Here is an 18,523-nt window from a genome sequence, read left to right on the forward strand (position 1 = left end):
TCACGGATTCCTCCTCTCGGGGGTTCGCACGGTGAGGGTGGGGAAACGGACGGCGATGTTCATGAATGCTCGATGCGTGGATCGAGGCGGGCGTGCAGCAGGTCGGTGATCAAAAAGACCAGTGACACCAGGACCGCGAAGGTCATGGTGAGGCCCTGAATGACGGGGTAGTCCCGTCCGAAGATGGCGTCGACCATCAAGCGGCCCACTCCGGGAATGGCAAAGACGGTTTCGGTGATGACGGCGCCGCCGATGAGCGCCCCGATGTTCATGCCGAGCAGGGTGACGGTGGAGATCATGGCGTTGCGCAGCACGTGACGCGTCATGACCACGCGTCCGCGCAGGCCTTTGGCGCGGGCGAATTCGACGTACTCCGCCGTGAGAACCTCGATGACGCTGTTGCGCAAGGTGCGCATCAGGACCGCGGCGAGGTTGAACGCCAGCGTGAATGCGGGCAGGAACAGGTGGTAGAGGTGCTCACCGAACGTGTCGCCGTACCCGCCGATCGGAAACCAGTGCAGCCGCGCGCCGAGCAGCGTGAGCAACTGCAGGGCGATGTAGAACACTGGAAGTGAAAGGCCCACCTGAAAGACCGCGCGGATCAGGTTGTCGATCCAGCGGTTGCGGTGTACGGCCGCCAGCACGGCCAGGGGAATGGCGAGCAGCGCGCCGAGCACTGCGGCGTAGGCGGTGAGAAACAAGGTGACGGGCAGGCGTTCGCCGATCAGGCGCAGCACGGGTACTTTCAAGCTGATGCTTTCACCCAGATCCCCTTGCGCGAGGCGTTGCAAGAAGATGCCGAATTGCACGGGCAGCGGGCGGTCCAGGCCGAGCTGACGGTTGGTGCGTTCGACGATTTCGGGGGTGGCGCGGTCTCCGAGGATGGCGCTTGCCGGATCGCCCGGCAGCAGGCGGACGAGCAGGAAGGTCAGCAGGAGCACCGCGAACAGCGTCGGGATGGTCTGCAGCAGGCGTTTGGCGACGTACGAAGCGCGCATCACTTCCTCCTGAACAGGTGCCGCTCCCCCGCGTTCCAGCGTGGAGAGCGGCACCTTCGGTGAGGTTACTTCTCGAGGTAGGTGGAAGCGAAGATGTTGTTGCCAAGCGGAATCTGCACGAACCCTTTGACGTTCTTCGACAACGCGACCGGGTATGGGGTCTCGTAGAGGAACACGATGGGCGCCGCGTTCATGTAGATGCTTTGAATCTGCTTGTACTGGTCAGCGCGCTTGGTGCGGTTGGTTTCCTGCTGGCTCTGCGCGAAGAGCTTGTCGATTTCGGGGCTTTTGAAGCCGGTGTAGAGCGACTCGATATTGTCAAAAATCGCGAAGTACCGGGTGATCTGACTGGGATCGTTGATGTCGTTCGTCCAGGCGGCCGTGCGCATCTGGAAATCCGCCGCGCGGTACCGGGCAGTTTTGGTGGCCGCGTCGAGTTGCTCGATTTTGAGCCTCACGCCGGCCGCTGCCCACATCTGCTGCAGCGCGGTGAGCAGTGCCAGGTCGTCGGCGCTGCCGCTGGTGGCCATGCTGGTCACTTCGAAGCCGTTGGGAAAGCCAGCGGCCGTCAACAGCTGCTTGGCTTTGTTGAGGTCGTACGGGTAGCCGGTCTGCGCGGCGTACAGCGGAGTGGTGGTGGACATAAAGGACTTCATCGGCTTGCCCGTTCCGAAGGTCACGATCTGCACCAGCGCTTCTTTGTTGGTGGCGTAGTTGAGGGCTTGACGTACCCGAACGTCGCTGAGCGGGTTGGCCGTCCCGTCTTTGAGTTTCGGCCGGTTGTTCATCAGGACGCTGTTCACTTTGGTGGACGGGAACAGCTGCATGTTGATGTTCGGGTTGGCCTTGAGTTCGTTGACGCGGCTGAGTGGAATGAATTCCGCTCCGTCAAGTTCGCCGGCCTGCAGTTTGAGGATGCGGGTGTTGTCGTCCGGGATGATTTCAAAGCGGATCGAGTCGAGGTACGGCAGGGCTTTGCCATCCTCGCCTTTCTTCCAGTAGTGCGGGTTGCGCTTGAGGACCATGCTGGAGCCTTTTTTCCATTCGCTCAGCACGAACGGTCCGGATCCGACGGGTTTTTCTGCGAAGGCTTTGGCTTTCGCAGCGTCATTGCTGCCGGGCGCAGCCGTGAAGAGTTTTTGCGGCATGATCCCGGTGTTGAAGGTCGCCAGGGCAGCGGGCAGGGTCGGGTCGGGACGCTTCAAGTTGAGGGTGACGGTATTGCCGCTGGCGGTGATGGTGTCGATGGATTCCAGCGACCCGCTCCAGGCGCCGTTGTCGGGCTTGCGGGCACGGTCAAGCGACCATTTGACGTCTTGCGCGGTCAGGGCGCTGCCATCAGCGAATTTCAGGTTGGGACGCAGGGTGAGCCGCATGCTCTTGCCATCCGCCGCAACCGTGTAGGCGGATGCCAGGCCAGGCTGAACGCCTTTACCGTCGTTGGTGGGCTGCAGCAGCGTGTCGTACAGGTTGGTGAGGATCCAGATGTCGAGGTTCGCGTCGTTGAGAACCGGGTCGAGAAACAGTGAGTCGGCGTACCGACCGTATCTGAGTTCTCCTCCGCGGGTTGCGGCCAAAGCCTGGGTGAGAGACAAAACTGCACCGAGGGCGAGCGTCGTTCGAGCGAAACCGTTCATAGTTCCTCCTGGTTACCGCAGCTGAGATTACTGTTATGAACAAGCATAACGCTACAAGGTCGATGTGTCAAAACTTGTGTGACAATGCGCAAATATTTTGGGATATTTTACGGAGAATCCACGGTTTTAGCGCGCACTGTCACTTGAAAACATGACAATGCGCAGGGCGACCCCTGGAATGGAGCAGCCGTACATCTAGACCATTACACTTGTGCCTTCAACATACACCTGATTTGATGCCAAAAGGTAAACCCGGAACGACGCTCCAACCCGGCCGGCCTCTCAGGCCCTGGGCTTTGCCTGAATCCTGAAAGATGACAAACATGACTTCACTTCCCGCCTTGCTTGAAGCCACGAAACCCGGAACCACCCATCACGGCTTTCTCACCGCACCTGTCAATCCCGCAACCCAAATTTCTGTCCATGTCATCCGAGGTCCACATCCCGGCCCGACGCTGCTGATCACCGCCGGTGTTCATGGCGCTGAATACGCCTCCATCGAAGCCGCCTACCAGATGGCGCGTACCGACCCGCTCAACCTCACGGGCACCCTGGTGGTTCTGCCCATTGTCAATCCCACCGCCTTCTTCGAGCGCAGCATCTACATCAACCCCATCGACGGAAAAAACCTCAACCGGATGTTCCCCGGTCGGGCCCAGGGCACCTACGCCGAACGGCTCGCGTATTGGCTGCACGAGCACTACCTCACCCGGACAGACGCCTTGCTCGATCTGCACGGCGGGGATCTCGTCGAAGCCCTTGAACCCTTTTCGGTCTACACCCGCGACCACCAACCTTCTCGCGACCTCGGTCGTGCCTTTGGCTTACCGCACCTGCTGCCAAGCTCCAGTGCAGGCGTGTCCATCAGTATCGCCACCAGCCATAACATTCCCGCCATCATCGCGGAAGCCGGAGGACAGGGCCGCTGGACAACCCAGGATGTGCGCAGGCTCACCGACGGCTGCTTTCGTGTCATGACCAGCTTGGGGATGATCACCGGTGCAGCCGAGGCGCTTCCCATCACCGAGCACCATGAGTTTGCCTGGCTTCACGCACCACGAGCGGGCCTCTGGCGCCCGCAGGTCACGGTAGGAGAACACGTTCAGGCCGGACAGCACCTCGGAACGCTCAGCAGCCTGCTCGACAGCGAACAGCAGACCTTCATGGCGCCAAACGCAGGCGTCGTGCTGTTTCTGGTGTCCAGCCTCGCCATGAATGAAGGTGATCCCCTGATCGGTATCGGTGCAGGAACGCACGATGACCACGGCTGAGAAGCTGGCTCCGAGTGCACCGCGACCAACCAACTCCCTGCTTTGCCGACACTCCACCACGAACCTGCCTGTCGTCGCACCCGGCACCAAAACCCCCTTCTCCGAGCGCCCGTCACGACACCTGAAGTGCCAAAGCCGGACCGACTGGCAAGAAGCGTTGTTGCCTTGACCACTCCTGCGCACCTGCCCGATACCGCGAAAACCCGAGGGTTCGTCGCGCTGCTGCTGACCAACCTCATGATGAACGGCGGATTCTTCATGGTCATCCCGCTGATCAGCGTGCATTACGTGAACGACCTCGGCTGGGCTGCCGGAACCATCGGGCTGGTACTCGCCGCCCGTCAGATGACCCAGCAGGGCCTGACGGTATTTGGAGGCGCGCTCTCAGACCGGCTTGGCCCACGCGGACTGATCCTGACGGGCTTGCTGGTGCGCGCGCTTGGATTCGGATCCATGGGCTGGGCGAACGACTTCACCACCCTGCTCGCCGCTGCCCTTCTCTCCGGAGTGGGCGGCAGCCTGTTCGACGCGCCAAAAAACGCCGCCGTGGCTGCGCTGACCTCAACTGCAGATCGTACGCGTGCCTTCAGCCTGATGGGCGTGACGGGAAACCTTGGGATGGTCATCGGACCGTTGATCGGCGCCGCGCTGCTTCACACCGACTTCCAAACGGTCGCCCTTGCTTCCGCCTTCGTTTATGTACTGGCTTTTTTTCTGCTGGCTCCCGCCCTGCCGCAGCTGCGAACGACGGCGACAACCGCAGGCCTGGCAGGACTCGGAATCGTCATCCGCGACCGGCGCTTCGTGATTTTTACCGTGCTGCTGATGGGGTACAGCGTGCTGGTGGTGCAACTGAACGTCGCGGTCACCTTGAAGGGCAGCGCGATGGCGGGAAGCGTCGCTGTTCCGTGGCTGTACGGAGTGAATGCCGGCCTGGCCATCGCGCTCCAGTACCCGCTGCTCCGTCTCGCCGAACGGCTGCTGCCCTTACCGCTGGTGCTGATCCTCGGGGTAGGTTTCGCCACTGCGGGGTTGGCCGGGATGGCGCTGGCCACCACCTTCCCAATGCTGCTGGGCTGCGTCGCGGTCTTCGCGCTGGGCATGATGCTCGGCCAACCGACCCAGCAGACCCTCACGGCACAGCTCGCACAGCCTGGTCTGTATGGCGCGTACTTCGGTTTCGGCGCCTTGTCGATGGGCGTCGGAGGAGCCCTGGGGAACGCGTTTGGTGGAGGACTGTACGACCTGGGCAACCACCTGCATTTCCCCGCCCTGCCCTGGCTGACGTTCGCTGCACTTGGCGCGCTTACGGCGCTCGGGTTGTGGTGGCACCTGCGCGTACCCCACGAAAGAACGCCAAAGCAAACACACGTCACTTAGAACGTTTGTCCATTCCACCCTTGGAGGAAGACACGCCATCAATGCCATTGACCTGGGCAGAATGGACGCGCGCAAGCCCTCAAACCGCTTTGAGGGCTGTCCTGCGCAAGACGCCCTGAAGGACGCCTGCCCGCTTCCAAACGCTCCTGGTCAAGGTCACTCGCTCCCCGCGCTGACAGCGTGCCCAAAAGCGGTTTCGGGCACTGCGCGCTCTCCGCTCGGTCAAAGACATGGATCAAAAACCTATCCATGTCTTTGACAGCCGCTTTAAGGTCAAGGCAACGCGTCATCGGTCCTGACCGGCTGAATGGGGCGAACACGGTCAGCAGCACATCCCACGCGAGGAACATCAGCAGCAGAACTCCGGGCGTCACCAGCAACCCAGGCACTTCATCACTCTCCCCCACGCGCCGTTCCTCAGGCCCGTGCGGAGGAGGCTGCGGTGCCTCAACAGTCGCTTCAAGATCAAACTCCCTGGCGCAACCCGTTCCCGGCTGCATTCAGGTAAAAACTGACCGGTTCGGCCCGAGGGCAGGCGGGCAGGAGGCTCACGAACCATTGCGCTCCTCGGCAGAACCCGTCGCGCCGTAACCTTGATCAACCGGTGCAGGAAGTGCGCCACGGCCCTTAACCTTGCCGCCGAATCCGGGTCGCCGCAGCCTGCACTGGGTCCCACACCGAATTGAATGGCGGCGCGTACGCCAGGTCCAGCTCCTCCAGCTGCGATACCGTCATCCCTGCGTACAGGGCCGTGGCCAGCACGTCGATGCGTTTGTCTGCGCCGCGCTTCCCGATGGCCTGACCGCCCAGCAAGCGCCCCGTCCCACGCTCCACCACCAGCTTGACCCTCAGGTCCTCAGCACCTGGCATGTAGCCCGCCTGATCCGTGGATTTCAGCAGCACCGTCTCGCATTTCAGCCCGGCCGCCTGCGCTTCCCACTCGTTCAGGCCCGTTCTGGCGACTCCCAGCTCGAACACCTGTGCGACGGCCGTCGCGACAATACCCGCGAAGCTCGTCTTTCCCCCGGCGGCATTCCGTCCCGCCACCCGGCCTTGCTTGTTCGCGGTGGTGCCCAGCGGAATCCACACAGGCTTGCCGAGCACCCGGTGGTAATGCTCGGCGCAGTCCCCTGCCGCGTACACGCCCGCCGCGCTCGTCTTCATGTGTGCATCGACGGCCAGCGCGCCCGTGACACCGAACGGAATGCCGGCCCTGAGTGCCAGATCCACGTTCGGCTGCACCCCGGTCGCGAGGATCACCAGATCCGCTGCCAGATTCCCGTCGTTCGTCTGGACTTCCCGCACCCGCCCATCCTGCCCGGCGCAGGCCCGGACGATGCTGTCCCGCAACTTCAGGTTCACGCCATGACGGTCCAGCTCTTCATGCAGCGCTTCCGCGAGTTCCTGGTCGACCGCATGGAACACCTGCTCACCCCGCTGCACCAGCGCCACCTGTAAGCCACGCCGGGTCAGGTTCTCGGCGAGCTCCAGCCCGATGTATCCACCACCGACGATGACCGCGCGCCGGGGTTGCTGGCCTTGCAGAAAAGCATCAATACGAATCGCGTCTTCCAGCACGTCCAGGTGAAACACCCCCGCGAGATCGCGGCCGGGCAGGGGGAACTCCACCGGACTGGCCCCCGTCGCGATCAGCAAGTGGTCGAACGGCTCGACGAGGACCCGCCTGGCTTCCAGGTCCCGAACGTGCAGCACCTGTCGCTGCGTGTCGATTTCCAGCACCTCGTGCCGTAAGCGCACCTCAATGTCCCGCCGGGCGAAACCCGCGACGCTGCGCGCCATCAGCTGTTCACGCCGCTTCACCACCCCACCCAGCCAGTACGGCATCCCGCACTGGCTGTACGACGCGAAATTCCCTTTGTCGAACGCAGTGATCTGCAGCTCAGGATTCACCCGCCTGGCTTCACTCGCGGCACTCATGCCCGCCGCGTCCGCGCCGATCACAAGAAAGCGAGGCCGCTTCACCCGGCACCTCCGCACCCAGACAGTACGTTCATTCCAGACCTTCTTCGTAGTGCACGCCGCCCAACGCGTTGTTGAGCCCTTCAGCGAGCGTAGGGTGGATGTGGATCATGTCCTGCAGGTCAGTGTACTTCGCACCGAGTTGCATGGCCGTGACGAACTCATGCACAAGTTCCGCGCCGTCCGCGATGAGGACCGAAGCACCAAGAATCCGGTCGGTTTCAGCGTCCGCGACGACTTTGATCAGGCCGCGTGTCTCACCGATCGCCCGCGCTTTCGCGACCTTACGCGCTTCATACTTCCCGATCTTCAACTTGAAGCCCGCCTGACGGGCTTCCCGTTCGGACAGCCCCACCCGGCCGAGCTGCGGGTCGGTGAACACTCCCCAGGGCACCACCCGGTCCTTGATGCTGAGGTCGGCGTGTTTGATGACGTTCTGGTAGATGATGCGGGAATCATCCCGTGCGGTGTGCGTGAACATCGGCCCGCCCCGCACGTCTCCCAACGCCCAGAGACCCGGAGCGCTGGTTTCCAGCCGGTCGTTGACTTTGATGAAGCCACGCCCGTCGAGGTCCACGCCCGTGTGCTCGAGCCCCAGCCCGTCGGTGTTGGGGACGCGGCCTGTGGCGATCATCAGGTGCGTGCCTTGATACGTGCACTCCCCACCGCTGACCGTGGCCGTCGCCCGCACGCTCCCTTCGTTACCAGAGACGCGGGTCACGCGGGCGTTCACGATCACTTCGATGCCTTCGGCTTCCAGTGCTTCCTGAAGAACCTCGGCAATATCCTCATCCTCGTTTGGAAGGAGGTGCGACGCACTTTGCAGGACCGTCACCCGACTGCCGAAACGGCGGTACATCTGCGCGAACTCCACCCCGATGTACCCCCCGCCGACAATCACGAGGTGTGGTGGAATCTCGCGGAGTTCCATTGCCGTGGTGGAGTCCAGGAAAGGGAGCTGCTCCAGACCCTCGATGGGCGGGACGTTGTTGCGCGTTCCTACCGCAATGAAGATCTTGTCGGCGCTGACGGTTTCGCCGTTCACTTCGAGAGTGCGTTCCCCGGTGAAGCGCGCCTCACCGCGGATCAGGGTGACGTTCTCGTTCTGCTCGACGTTCCGTTCGGACCCGCTGCGGATGCTTTCCACCAGCTGGTTCTTGCGGTCCACGACGCGACTGAGGTTCACGCGCACGTCGGACGTTTCCACGCCCCACTGCTCACTCAGGTACGCCTGGTGCGCCACGCGAGCGGAAGCAATCATCGCCTTCGTGGGAATACACCCCCAGTTCAGGCAGGTACCGCCGAGTTCCGCTCTTTCAATCAACGCGACCCGCAGGCCCTTGTACGCGAAGCGGTGCGCGAGCGGTACACCCGCCATGCCACCCCCCAGGACGATCGCGTCGTAGTGCGGGCCGGTCCCTGCTGCCTGGCTGCTCTGCGCCTGAGGATCTGTTTCACCGGTCGGATCACCGGGACGAGCCACCGCTTCAAACGTCGCTTGGTCGCGGGTGCTCTCGTTCCTGTTCACGTCGGGCTGCGCCTGAGTCATATCGTTCGTTTTGTCGGTCATGCTGACCTCCGCGAAGGGGAAAACGTGCTGCTGCGAGCTAAGGGGTCCCGCCCGTGGTCGAGCGGCTCACCCTGGTACGTCCTCGTGCTGAGGTGTACAGGGAGTTCCGCGAATGTGCCCGGCGGGGACGGCTTCCTCGTTGAACTTACCGAGGTCGGTCTGGTGTTCGCCGTGGCTGACGTCCCCGGCAGTGTCGGCGGGAGCGCCAGGAGTTCCGCGGTGCCGTCGGTCCGGTTTTCCGACGCGCAGGGTCAGCAGCTTGGCACGGTGTACCACTGGGAAGGTGACAGGTTCATCAACCTGACCCGTAAGGACTTGTCTGACGGTGCACATCACCAGGCCACCGGGGAACGCTGGCGCAGTCCCTTGAGGGTGACAGCGTCAGACTCCCCAGGACTGGGGATGAAGTGCAGCAACGCTGGCATCACGAATAGCCCCTCGGGTCTCAGTACGGCAGCGACAGTTGTATGGACCCGCATCAAAGTGGGGAGCGGCTGTCGGCGCTCCCATCCGTCTTCAACCGGTGAGCCCACCGACCGGCGGCCAGTCTGTACGTCCGGCGATTCATCCTTCACGTCTCAGCAGGCGAGTCGCTTCAGTCAGGCAGGACTTCCACTCCCCGCCAGAAGGCGACGTACCCTTTGATCTGCATCGCGGCATCATTGGGGTTCGGGTAGTACCAGGCGGCGTCAGGATTTGTGTTTCCGTCTACTTCGATGTTGTAGTAACTGGCCCGGCCTTTCCAGGGGCAGGTGGATTGCGTGAAGCTGTCCTTCAAGTACTCTCCTTTCACAGCCTCAGGCGGGAAGTAGTGGTTGCCTTCCACGACGATGGTTTCGTCACTTTGCGCGATGGTCGTGCCGTTCCACACTGCTCGCATACGGTACCTCCAGGTCGAGGAGAGAACTTCAAAATACCGCGCGCGGTACCTGCCGCACGCCGGGCGCAAGGGAAGCGCAAGGGCCTTCGATAAGGAGCATTGTGCGCAGCCGCCCGAGCTGTGTGCAGATGCAGCAGGGCACGGGCGTGAATGTCGAGGAGTGGCTGCGGGCTGAGCGGTCCGGTCATCGCATTCTTACGTCTCCTTGTGTACGGTGCTTTTCAGCGCCTCGATGCTCTCGCGCGGCAAGTCAAGGTTTATTTCGTGCACTTCCGCCGAATGGCCGATTCCTTCGAGGAGCGTGATCGTCAAGCGTCCCCGAGGTGCTCGCGGAGTTCCTCCAAGCCTGCCAGAACCCCGGAATCAGGTCCGCTTGCGTCGGCGTTGAGCTCTGGAACATACACGGGCAGCTTGAGCTGCTGGAAGACCTGAATAGCACGCGCCCAGGCGTTTCCCGGGAGCATCCCGCGACAGGTGGCTGAGCGCCACCTGACCCGCCGCGACCACGATGGGGAGGAAGGCGGGTACGAACCGGGCGTGCACGTGCAAGGCTCGGGCGAGAAGCTCCACGAAAGGATCAAGGAAGTCCCCGGCGAAGCGGGCGATGCGCTGTGCCGGGTCACGCGGGCCGGGAAGCACCGCGAGCAGCACCTGCCAGACCAGCCAGAGGCCGTAAAAGGCCAGGAGCAACTGGCCGGCGGCAAGCAGGGTTTGCAGCAGGAAGGTCATGCCTCCTCGGCCTTCTCCAGGGCCGCCTTGTAATCCACGATGACACCAATGAAGGCGGCATGCACGAACGACTGCGGGAAGTTCCCCAGCATCCGCCCAGTGTGCGGGTCGGCTTCCTCTGCGAACAGGTGCAGGTCGTTCGCGTACTCCAGCGCCGCCTCGAGAATGACTTTCGCGCGCTGCACGTCACGCATCACCCAGTACTGAGCGACCCACAACGTGCCCGCCAGGAACGTGCCCTCCCGGCGGACGCTCTCGGCCTCCAGGTGCCGCCAGTACAGGTTCCCCACACGGTAATCACGTTCCAGCACGTCAATGGTCGCGAGCATCTCCGGCGAGTCCGCCTCGCAGTACCCCCACACCGGGTAGAGGGCCGCCGTGACATCCACCGCTTCACCTCCGGCGATGTAGGCGTACGCGCCCGTCTTCGTGAGCCCGTACTGCTTCACCCACGCGCGGATGTCTTCCTCGGTGTTCTGCCAGCGCCCGCGCTGCTCGTCGCTCACCGCGTACTGCTGGAGGTACTTGAGGGCAGTTGCCGTCACGACCTTGCCCGTCACGTAAGGCCGCTTGGTGCGTTCCTCCCAGATGCCGTAGTCATCTTCCCGCCAGTGCTCGCACAGGAACTCCGCGAGGCACTCCACCAGCTCCCAGTGCTCGCGCGTCCCGAAGTGATCGTAGATGAGTTTCGCGGCCAGCAGGACGTTCGCGTACGCGTCGAGCTGCAACTGACCGCGCGCGCCGTTCCCGATCCGCACCGGTGCACTCAGCGCGTACCCGGCGAGATCGAGTTCTTCCTCCTCGGGGGCCTGCTGGCCGTCCGCGGTGAGGAACGGAGCAATCGGCAGGTGGCCGTCGTCACGGGGACCGTACTGGCAGACGAAATCCAGGAAGGCGCGTCCTTCACGACCGTCACCGCCTGCCCGGGTGAGGGCGCTGACGATCATGCCGGTGTCGCGCAGCCACACGTACCGGTAATCCCAGTTGAGCTCACCGCCCACGATTTCGGGGAGGCTGGTGGTGGCGGCCGCGAGGACCGCGCCGGACTCCTGATACGTGAGCATGCGTAGCGCTCGCAGTGAACCGGCCACTTCCTGCTCGTAGGGGCCGCGGTACGTCGCGTGGGTGGTGACGTCCCGCCAGTGCAGGAGCGTCGCTGCGCGCCAGCGCGTCATGATCTCCCAATCGAGCCTCTCCTGCTGTGAGCCCGTCAGGAACGCCCAGCCCGGCTCGCCGGCCGGAATGAGACCGTGAATCTCAGCGCCCTGAACGTGCAGGGGGTGCGAGGCGTACAGGTACAGCCCGTCGTTGATGACGACCGCGTTCCCCTCCGCGCGCAGCAGCCCGGGTTCGCGGGCGTAGTTCGGCGCGGGACGCACCGTGAAGCGCAATTCGTCAGGCGTGGCCGAGAACACCCGGCACAGCCCGCGCGGTAAGTCCGGCGCGAACATCAGGAAGTCCGTGACGACCAGCTCACCCTGCTCGTGGCGCAGGCGCGTTTCCAGGACGGCGCTGTCCCCCAGGTACGCGCGCCCTGAAGGTCGCAACCCCGGCGTGTCCAGCGTCCACCCTCCCCCCTGCTCGTCAAGGAGCGCTGCGAACAGGGTAGGGGCGTCGAAGCGCTGCGGGGAATACCAGATGATGTCGCCGGTCCTGGTGACCAGCGCGCTGGTGCGCCGGTCACTCAGGAGCCCCAGGTCACGTATGGAGCGCGCGGATTCCCCGCTTCCCGCCATGCTGCTCTCATCAGGCACGCCCTTCCTCCATCAGGCGCCCTGGCCGGTGTTCATCATCAGCCCGCCGTCCAGCACGAAGGTCTGACCGGTCGCGTAATCCGCGTCACTCGACGCGAGGTACACGGCGAGGCGCGCGATCTCCCAGGGTTGCGCGGCGCGCTTGAAGGGGATGCTCTGTACTTGTTTGGCGTACACTTCCGGGTCATCCTTGGCTGGCTGGTTGAATGGTGTGAGGACCATGCCGGGCGCGATGTTGTTCACGTTGATCAGGTCCGGCGCGAGTTCCAGCGCCAGCGTCCGCGTGAGGTTGCGCAGCGCGCCTTTGGCGCTGTCGTACCCGGCGGCGCCCGCCCTTGGGATTTCCTGGTGGACGCTGGTGATGTTGATGATCTTCCCGCGTCCGCCCGCTTCACGCCGCGCGCGGATGAAGTGCTGGCAGCAGTAGAACGGCCCGAAGACGTTGGTACGCAGCTCATTTTCCCAGTCTTCGGGGGGCATCTCCGCCACCTGCTTTCCGGTGGAGTCGACGCCGGCGTCGTTCACGAGAATGAAGGGCGTGCCGAGTTCCTGCCGGGTGCGCTGGAAAAGCTGCGCGACCTGCTGTTCGTCACGCTGGTCGATCTGTACCACGATGGCCCGTCGTCCCTGCGCTTCGACTTCCTGGCGGGTTTTGTCCGCGCCTTGCTGGTCGTGCAGGTACGTCACGGCGACGTCCGCGCCTTCGCGGGCGAACTCGACGGCCATGGCCTGGCCCATCCCGGAGTCGCTGCCGGTGATCACCGCGACTTTCCCTTCAAGGCGCCCTGTTTTCGGGTGGTTCTGCGGTTCGGGGAGTGGGGTCGTTTTCAGGTCGTCCTGACTCATGCGTCTCCTGCTTCTCCTGGCTGCATGGGCGGGAAACTTTCCCTGCCCGTCATTCAGGCGGGGATGCCGGTTTTAATTGGTTTTGGTGACTTTCCAGATCACGCCCGCCCCGGGTTGCGGCTCGTACGGCTGCTTGGTTTGGCTGAAGGAGGCGTGCCCGGTGCTTTTTTGCTCTCGGGCTGGTGGACCTCCGCTGAGGGCGGTTTGCATGAGGAGCGCTCCGAGGGGGCGAGGCTGACCACCAGGGCGTTTCTGCTTCTTTTGTTCATCATCTTTCCTCCGGTTGCTCTCACCTTCTGGTCAGGCTCAGCGTAAGAGAGTCAGCACTCATTGCTGTGTCGACTGGACGACACTACTGACGTCAAGCCGGGCGCATAAAGCAACAGTAAAAACGCATCAGCCGAACAAACAAGCGATGAGCAAGGACAATCGTCCGAAGTCAGCGATCGAGATGAAGCCTTACTGAGAACAGCCTTCAGGAAGGTCACGAGAATCAGCACCCCGCAGCGCGTCTCCTCTGTTACAACGCGGGCAGATGACGAGCGCGTGGTTCGTACACGACACGGAACTCTTCCAACTCCTCAGTGACGAGGACATTCGGGTGCTCAAGGAAGTCTGCACCTACCGGACGTACCACAAAGGTGAAGCCCTCTACCGGGCCGGTGAGGAAGCCAGCGCACTGCACATCATCGTCGGTGGGCACGTCAAGCTCGTCACACCCAGCGCAGGCCTTCAGGAGCGCGTGGTCGCCATCTGCGGCGCAAATGACTTCATCGGCGAGCTGTTCGTGATGTCCCAGGCCCGCCACCACACGGACGCGATCGCGGACAGTGACCGTGTCGTGAGCTGCCCGATCAGCATGGAGGAGTACCAGCAACTGGCAGTGCGCGCCCCGCATTTCGTCGTGAGCTTCACGCAGGTCCTCGCCAGTCACCTGGCCTACTGTCACGACCAGCTGGGCCTGAGGTCACTCCCCCTCAAGGAACGCGTGATTCACGCCCTCGTGCACGAGGCCCGCCGATTCAGCCAGGTGGATGACGCCGGCTGGGCCCGCCTGGAACGCCAGCTCACCCACGAGGAACTCGCGTCACGCGTGAATGCTGCGCGCGTCAGCGTCTCGGAAGTCATGGCGGAACTCCGCGCGGCCGGAATGCTGCGCGGTCACCGCGGGAGGTACGAGCTGAACATCCCAGCTCTCGAACAAGCGGCTGAGGGCAGAGGGGCTCGCCTGGTATTTGCTCCGCAACGCGAGTAGAAACCACTGGCATGCCAGCGTCTCCCCTCCCCGTCCGCGCTCGCGTGAGGCATGCTGCTCACGTCAATCGCCCTGTTCGTCCTCGCGGCCCTCCCGGAAATCGGCGGCGGGTACCTGGTATGGCTGTGGCTGCGCGAAGGCCACTCCTGGTGGGTCGGGCTGCTGGGTGCTCTGGTGCTGATGCTGTACGGTGTCCTGCCGACCCTGCAACCGCAGTCCTTTGATTTCGCACGGACCTACGCGGCGTACGGAGGACTGTTCATCGTATTCTCGCTGCTCTGGGGGAAGGCCGCTGAAGGCAAGACGCCGGACCAGCCGAGCCTCTGGGGCGCCGGCATCGCTTTGACTGGTGCGCTTATCATCGCCTACTGGCCGCGCGGGTAGAAGTTCCCTCTCAAGCGCCACCTTCGCTTACTGATCCCGTGGTGGACGACCTCAAGGCGGCTCCACAACTGCATCAGGGTGTCGCCCGCCAGTAAATGCAGGCTTGCCTCCCGCCACCCGCGACCTTCGTCAGCACGTTCACCACAACGAACGGCCACGCCCTCCCCGCTCAAGTGGTTCCCGAATCAGGAATAAGACCGCCAGTACCACCCGAACAGATTGATCATTACTGTCGCGCCCCGCCAGAGCAGCCCGGCAGGCCGCTCACGGTCATGCGTGAGTGCCTGCCGAGCGAAACTGTACGAGGTGACGACTTCCCGCCAGGAACCCTGACGGATTACTTGCCTTTCGCGGCTTTCTTCGTCGCGTCGTACGCGTGATGCAGGAAATCCGACATGGTCACCGCCACGAAGATGCTCGCGATGAGGCGTGTTGGGCGTGGCGCGAGCACCAGACCGAAGGCCAGCGCACCCGCCACCCATGGTCCCGTGCACCACGGGCAGGTGACGAGTTGACCCATGGCTTTCTGCCAGCCTTCTCCGCGTGGTTCCTCGTTCACTTCTCCCGCACCGCCATTGCCGTCGTAGCGAGTGAACGGCGCGCGGAAGGGGCTGGTCACCCAATCCTTGGTGATCAACCGGGTGAGCTTGTGCGTCGCGACGCCCAGCAGCAGGAGATCGCGCGTACTCACCTCGTGCGGCAGGCCACCCCGAGAGTTCAGGCTGGTGGCCATCAGCCCCGCGAAGGCGGCGCCGTAAATACCGACCAGCCCGGCGTATGGCCCGAGCGGCTTTGATTTGTCCGGCGAGTACCCAGCAAAGACGTTCCCCTGGTTGCTTTGCGTACCTTGCTCTTGTTCCGTCATGCTTCACTTCCTTTCTTTCCGCGTCGGGCGCGTCGCAGCAGCCTGTACGGGATCCCGCACGCTGTTGAACGGGGTGCGTAGGCGAGGTCGAGGTCGAGGCTGAACGCCCAGTGCAGGTCCGAGCCATAGCGTTTGCGTTGCTCGTCGGTGAGTTCCTGGCCGGCCCGCTCCGCCGCTTTCTCCGCCGCGACCCCGTACGCCATCTTGCCGTCACGCGCTTCGTTCTCGCGCTGGCGGTCTTCCCCGCTTTCCTGCTGATACAGGAACGTGGTGGCTTTCCCCATTACCCAGGACGAGTTTCGCGCCCCGCTCGGCGAACATCAGGGCGGCTTCCCGGCCGATGCCACTTGAAGCGCCGGCAAGACGACACCTGTTCATTCCGTGGTCCGGGCATTGGGTCCTCCGGGTTATCACTTCTTGCGTCTACCGTGCAGGGCGTGGAACACGAGGGCGGTTCCAACACCGTAGATCACGTGACCCATCAGGGGAGCGGGCCACTTGCGTGGGGGTTCGTCGGTCGTGCGTTTCATGATGCCGACGGCAGGCATCCACCCTTCGAAGCTGATCGCCCACACGATCAAGCCGAACAAAGCGCCCGCGGCTGGGACTGGCAGACTGCGATGCTCGTCGCGTACCCGCCCGTAAAATGAGCCCATGAACGCGCTGTAGCCGAGATGGACGGCCAGGGCGGCCAGCATTTCCTGCCTGTCGTTGAGGAGGTTCGGTTGTCCAACGAGGCGTTCGCCCCACTGCACCGCGAGCTTCGGGGCGAAGTGCCCGGGCTCCATGTCTTTCGGCAGCACTTTCGGCGCGACCTCCTGAATCATCAAGGTCATGAGGGCCCCTCCGGCGAATCCGCCAATCGCGCCGGGTTTGGCTGCGTCGTTCATGCTCATTGGCGCCGTCCTTTCTGTCTCGTGTCTTGTCGTGATTTCCCGGTGTTTGCCAGGGCTGGCCAAGCCGAGCTTAGAAGTGTTCAGGGTGAGCCTTGTGTCATCGAGGTGACGTAAGTAAAGGTGGGTCAAATGCTTTAAGCCTCAATGAAAAACCAACAACGAGAAGGAAGAGCAACAGGAACCCGGAATGCTCACAAAGGCGACGGAGAGATCACTCGCCGGTGAGAGGAACTTGAGGTACGCCATGACAGATGAAGAGGTGCCGCTCAACGGCAACGGAGGGCCGAGGCGGGCCGTAAAACGCACAGGGCTTGTTGACGCGGAGGTGCGCGAGTTCCGGCTCGACCCGCACGCTCAGAATGCACGAGAACAGCGATGATCTCCGTTTCGGCCGCGACGAGAAGCTCTACAGACACTGCGACGGTTCACGTAGAGCGCGAGGGGCGCGTGAACCCCCGGGGATCCCGTGAACCAGACCGCAAGCCTGCCCGTTGGGGGATTGACGCACAATAGTGTAGACGCGAGAACACGGATGCCGAGAAAAGCCACCCGCCACCAGATGAACTCCAGCACGAGTCACCCGCTGCGTGCGGCATGTGGTTCGTGCTGGAGTCACGCATCCCACCTCGGTGCTTGGCGAGAACCCGGTGCTCGATCACCAGCAGGGCAATCGCTGGTCCCGGAGCGGTATTCTGACATGCGGACAAAATTCATGGAGAGCGGAAAAGGACGAGTGCAACGACGTATAGCCCCAATAGCGCCAACGGGTTCTACCCTGACGACTGAATAGCGACAGCGACACGGAATCGGAAGAAGTCTTCGTCGTAACGGAGCTGTTGCTCCGAACCGCACATCGGGCGTGAGGGGCAACCATCCCGGTTCAGTGAAGGTCGCAGAAAGGCGTGCCGTCTACTGTGAGGCATGGAGCGGCGACATCGCGAACCCAACTGGCAACTGGTCCTCGCCGTATTTGTCCTTGCCCCAATCGTTCTCTCCTCCTTGGCCCGCTTGCTGGGTGGAACACAGGGCTGGCTTCAGCGGCACGGTCAGTGGCGGGAAGAGGACTTCTTTTTCGTCTTCGCTGCAATGGTCGTCATCGGAGGTGGGGTGGTGGCTGCCATCTGGTGGAAACGCAGTCCAACTCCACTTCATTTTCCGCGAGATGAATCATTGCAGGAGCGAGCAAAGGAGATTTTCTTTGGGTTGCTGAACCTGTACGGAGGGGCCGCGGTGTTGCTTGCAGGAGGCATTCTCTACAGGAACTGGTATGAAGGCTGGTTGGATGACGCCCGTGACTTGACGGACCTCCTCGTTGGGGTGCTCTGTTTCGGAGTCGCTCTGCTCGCTGCTGTCCTCGTATTGAAGCGTCTTCACCGCTGAGGACAGCAGCGTTTTTCCTTGCCAGGCAATGGATCTGCTTCGTGTTGGCCTCATCCTGCCTGGTTTGCAGGCGCTGCGAGGAACGAGCAAGAGTAACCTGAGGAATGCGAATGGTCATCGTCGCCGGTCTTGCCCCACTGGCCCTCTCTGCTTGTGGTGGCGTACTCTGTCCTGCCTCTGTCCCCCCATATCCCGGGCAGCTCATGAACATTCAAAGTGCTGTTGACGCGACCAGCGGCACGGCCATTCGAGAAGTGCTGATCACCAACCTCACCATCAATGGCGAGCAAGGCAACTTGAGTGACACCTCCGGCTTGTTCACGGGACGCGCCCAAAACGCCGCCAGGAACGTGATGCTGGACGGCGAGACGCTCAAGTGCACCGTCGCGTGCGCGTTCGGGTGGCCGGAAGGGACCTACCGCTTCACCATCTCCGCCCCCGGTTACCAACCTCAAGATGTCGAAGCGACCACAAGCTACCAGTCCTACCCTCAAACACAGTGGCGTTGCTCTTCCCTCAAAGCGCAACCCGCGGTGTTGAACTTCAAGTTAACCCCCTCCCGACAGTGACCCGAGCGTCATCACCGGGCCTGCTGATTGCGCCCAGATCACCATCTTCGTGATTACGGAGCGTTGGAGTTCTGCTGGACGCCGCCAACTGAGCCGAACAACTTGGCGGTGAGAGCAACCAACTCCCGG

The 18,523-nt window shown here is 62.9% G+C and carries 19 protein-coding genes; 7 read left to right on the forward strand and 12 right to left on the reverse strand.

Annotation, left to right across the window (positions count from 1 at the left end):
- Nucleotides 1-59: 59 nt before the first annotated feature.
- Complete coding sequence (locus DEIPE_RS21140; RefSeq protein ID WP_015231576.1) at nucleotides 60-998, reverse strand: ABC transporter permease; 939 nt, start codon at nucleotides 996-998, stop codon at nucleotides 60-62.
- 65 nt (nucleotides 999-1,063) lie between these two features.
- Nucleotides 1,064-2,635, reverse strand: a complete 1,572-nt coding sequence (locus DEIPE_RS21145; protein WP_015231577.1) for an ABC transporter substrate-binding protein — start codon at nucleotides 2,633-2,635, stop codon at nucleotides 1,064-1,066.
- Between the two features lie 323 nt (nucleotides 2,636-2,958).
- Here DEIPE_RS21145 and DEIPE_RS21150 point away from each other — a divergent pair, with 323 nt between their 5' ends.
- Nucleotides 2,959-3,906, forward strand: coding sequence for a succinylglutamate desuccinylase/aspartoacylase family protein (locus DEIPE_RS21150; protein WP_015231578.1), 948 nt, complete (start codon nucleotides 2,959-2,961; stop codon nucleotides 3,904-3,906).
- 165 nt (nucleotides 3,907-4,071) lie between these two features.
- Nucleotides 4,072-5,286 (forward strand): MFS transporter, encoded by a 1,215-nt coding sequence (locus tag DEIPE_RS21155; protein ID WP_015231579.1) that lies wholly within the window; start codon nucleotides 4,072-4,074, stop codon nucleotides 5,284-5,286.
- A gap of 627 nt (nucleotides 5,287-5,913) precedes the next feature.
- On the opposite strand, the gene DEIPE_RS21165 is transcribed toward DEIPE_RS21155, so the two are convergent.
- From DEIPE_RS21165 to DEIPE_RS21195, 7 genes are all read right to left on the reverse strand, one after another.
- Complete coding sequence (locus DEIPE_RS21165) at nucleotides 5,914-7,269, reverse strand: FAD-dependent oxidoreductase (protein ID WP_015231580.1); 1,356 nt, start codon at nucleotides 7,267-7,269, stop codon at nucleotides 5,914-5,916.
- A 28-nt stretch (nucleotides 7,270-7,297) separates the two neighbouring features.
- Nucleotides 7,298-8,836: a dihydrolipoyl dehydrogenase gene (gene lpdA, locus DEIPE_RS21170; RefSeq protein ID WP_015231581.1), complete on the reverse strand. Its 1,539-nt coding sequence runs from the start codon at nucleotides 8,834-8,836 to the stop codon at nucleotides 7,298-7,300.
- Between the two features lie 66 nt (nucleotides 8,837-8,902).
- Entirely contained in the window at nucleotides 8,903-9,112 is a 210-nt protein-coding gene (locus DEIPE_RS21175) for a hypothetical protein (protein ID WP_041231850.1), read from the reverse strand.
- 319 nt (nucleotides 9,113-9,431) lie between these two features.
- On the reverse strand, nucleotides 9,432-9,716 hold the full coding sequence (locus tag DEIPE_RS21180; protein WP_015231583.1) for a DUF427 domain-containing protein: 285 nt from the start codon (nucleotides 9,714-9,716) through the stop codon (nucleotides 9,432-9,434).
- Between the two features lie 363 nt (nucleotides 9,717-10,079).
- Entirely contained in the window at nucleotides 10,080-10,445 is a 366-nt protein-coding gene (locus tag DEIPE_RS21185) for a hypothetical protein (RefSeq protein ID WP_041231851.1), read from the reverse strand.
- Nucleotides 10,442-12,199 carry a glycoside hydrolase family 15 protein gene (locus DEIPE_RS21190; RefSeq protein ID WP_015231584.1) on the reverse strand — a complete coding sequence of 586 codons (1,758 nt, stop codon included), beginning with the start codon at nucleotides 12,197-12,199 and terminating at the stop codon, nucleotides 10,442-10,444. Before DEIPE_RS21190 ends, DEIPE_RS21185 begins: the two co-directional genes overlap by 4 nt.
- Before the next feature lie 12 nt (nucleotides 12,200-12,211).
- Nucleotides 12,212-13,045 (reverse strand): SDR family NAD(P)-dependent oxidoreductase, encoded by an 834-nt coding sequence (locus tag DEIPE_RS21195; protein WP_015231585.1) that lies wholly within the window; start codon nucleotides 13,043-13,045, stop codon nucleotides 12,212-12,214.
- Between the two features lie 24 nt (nucleotides 13,046-13,069).
- Here DEIPE_RS21195 and DEIPE_RS24325 point away from each other — a divergent pair, with 24 nt between their 5' ends.
- The 3 genes from DEIPE_RS24325 to DEIPE_RS21210 all read left to right on the forward strand — a co-directional run bounded on the left by DEIPE_RS24325 (nucleotide 13,070) and on the right by DEIPE_RS21210 (nucleotide 14,684).
- Nucleotides 13,070-13,360, forward strand: coding sequence for a hypothetical protein (locus DEIPE_RS24325; RefSeq protein ID WP_041231853.1), 291 nt, complete (start codon nucleotides 13,070-13,072; stop codon nucleotides 13,358-13,360).
- Nucleotides 13,361-13,580: 220 nt separating this feature from the next.
- The gene (locus tag DEIPE_RS21205; RefSeq protein WP_015231587.1) at nucleotides 13,581-14,300 is read left to right on the forward strand and encodes a Crp/Fnr family transcriptional regulator; all 720 of its coding nucleotides are present in this window, start codon (nucleotides 13,581-13,583) and stop codon (nucleotides 14,298-14,300) included.
- Between the two features lie 51 nt (nucleotides 14,301-14,351).
- A complete protein-coding gene (locus DEIPE_RS21210) occupies nucleotides 14,352-14,684 on the forward strand; it encodes a YnfA family protein (protein ID WP_015231588.1) in 333 nt (110 codons plus the stop codon).
- Nucleotides 14,685-15,021: 337 nt separating this feature from the next.
- Here the strand turns inward: DEIPE_RS21210 and DEIPE_RS21215 are convergent, their stop codons facing one another.
- The 3 genes from DEIPE_RS21215 to DEIPE_RS22830 all read right to left on the reverse strand — a co-directional run bounded on the left by DEIPE_RS21215 (nucleotide 15,022) and on the right by DEIPE_RS22830 (nucleotide 16,439).
- Complete coding sequence (locus DEIPE_RS21215) at nucleotides 15,022-15,549, reverse strand: DUF1360 domain-containing protein (protein WP_015231589.1); 528 nt, start codon at nucleotides 15,547-15,549, stop codon at nucleotides 15,022-15,024.
- On the reverse strand, nucleotides 15,546-15,833 hold the full coding sequence (locus tag DEIPE_RS21220) for a hypothetical protein (protein WP_015231590.1): 288 nt from the start codon (nucleotides 15,831-15,833) through the stop codon (nucleotides 15,546-15,548). Before DEIPE_RS21220 ends, DEIPE_RS21215 begins: the two co-directional genes overlap by 4 nt.
- 126 nt (nucleotides 15,834-15,959) lie before the next feature.
- A complete protein-coding gene (locus DEIPE_RS22830) occupies nucleotides 15,960-16,439 on the reverse strand; it encodes a DUF1440 domain-containing protein (RefSeq protein ID WP_157449133.1) in 480 nt (159 codons plus the stop codon).
- Between the two features lie 927 nt (nucleotides 16,440-17,366).
- On the opposite strand from DEIPE_RS22830, the gene DEIPE_RS21235 reads away from it, so the two are divergent.
- Complete coding sequence (locus DEIPE_RS21235; protein ID WP_015231593.1) at nucleotides 17,367-17,825, forward strand: hypothetical protein; 459 nt, start codon at nucleotides 17,367-17,369, stop codon at nucleotides 17,823-17,825.
- Nucleotides 17,826-17,935: 110 nt separating this feature from the next.
- Nucleotides 17,936-18,394: a hypothetical protein gene (locus DEIPE_RS21240; protein WP_015231594.1), complete on the forward strand. Its 459-nt coding sequence runs from the start codon at nucleotides 17,936-17,938 to the stop codon at nucleotides 18,392-18,394.
- Nucleotides 18,395-18,523 lie beyond the last annotated feature (129 nt).

Origin of the sequence: Deinococcus peraridilitoris DSM 19664, from assembly GCF_000317835.1 — a bacterium.
GTDB classification, from domain to species: Bacteria; Deinococcota; Deinococci; order Deinococcales; family Deinococcaceae; genus Deinococcus_A; species Deinococcus_A peraridilitoris.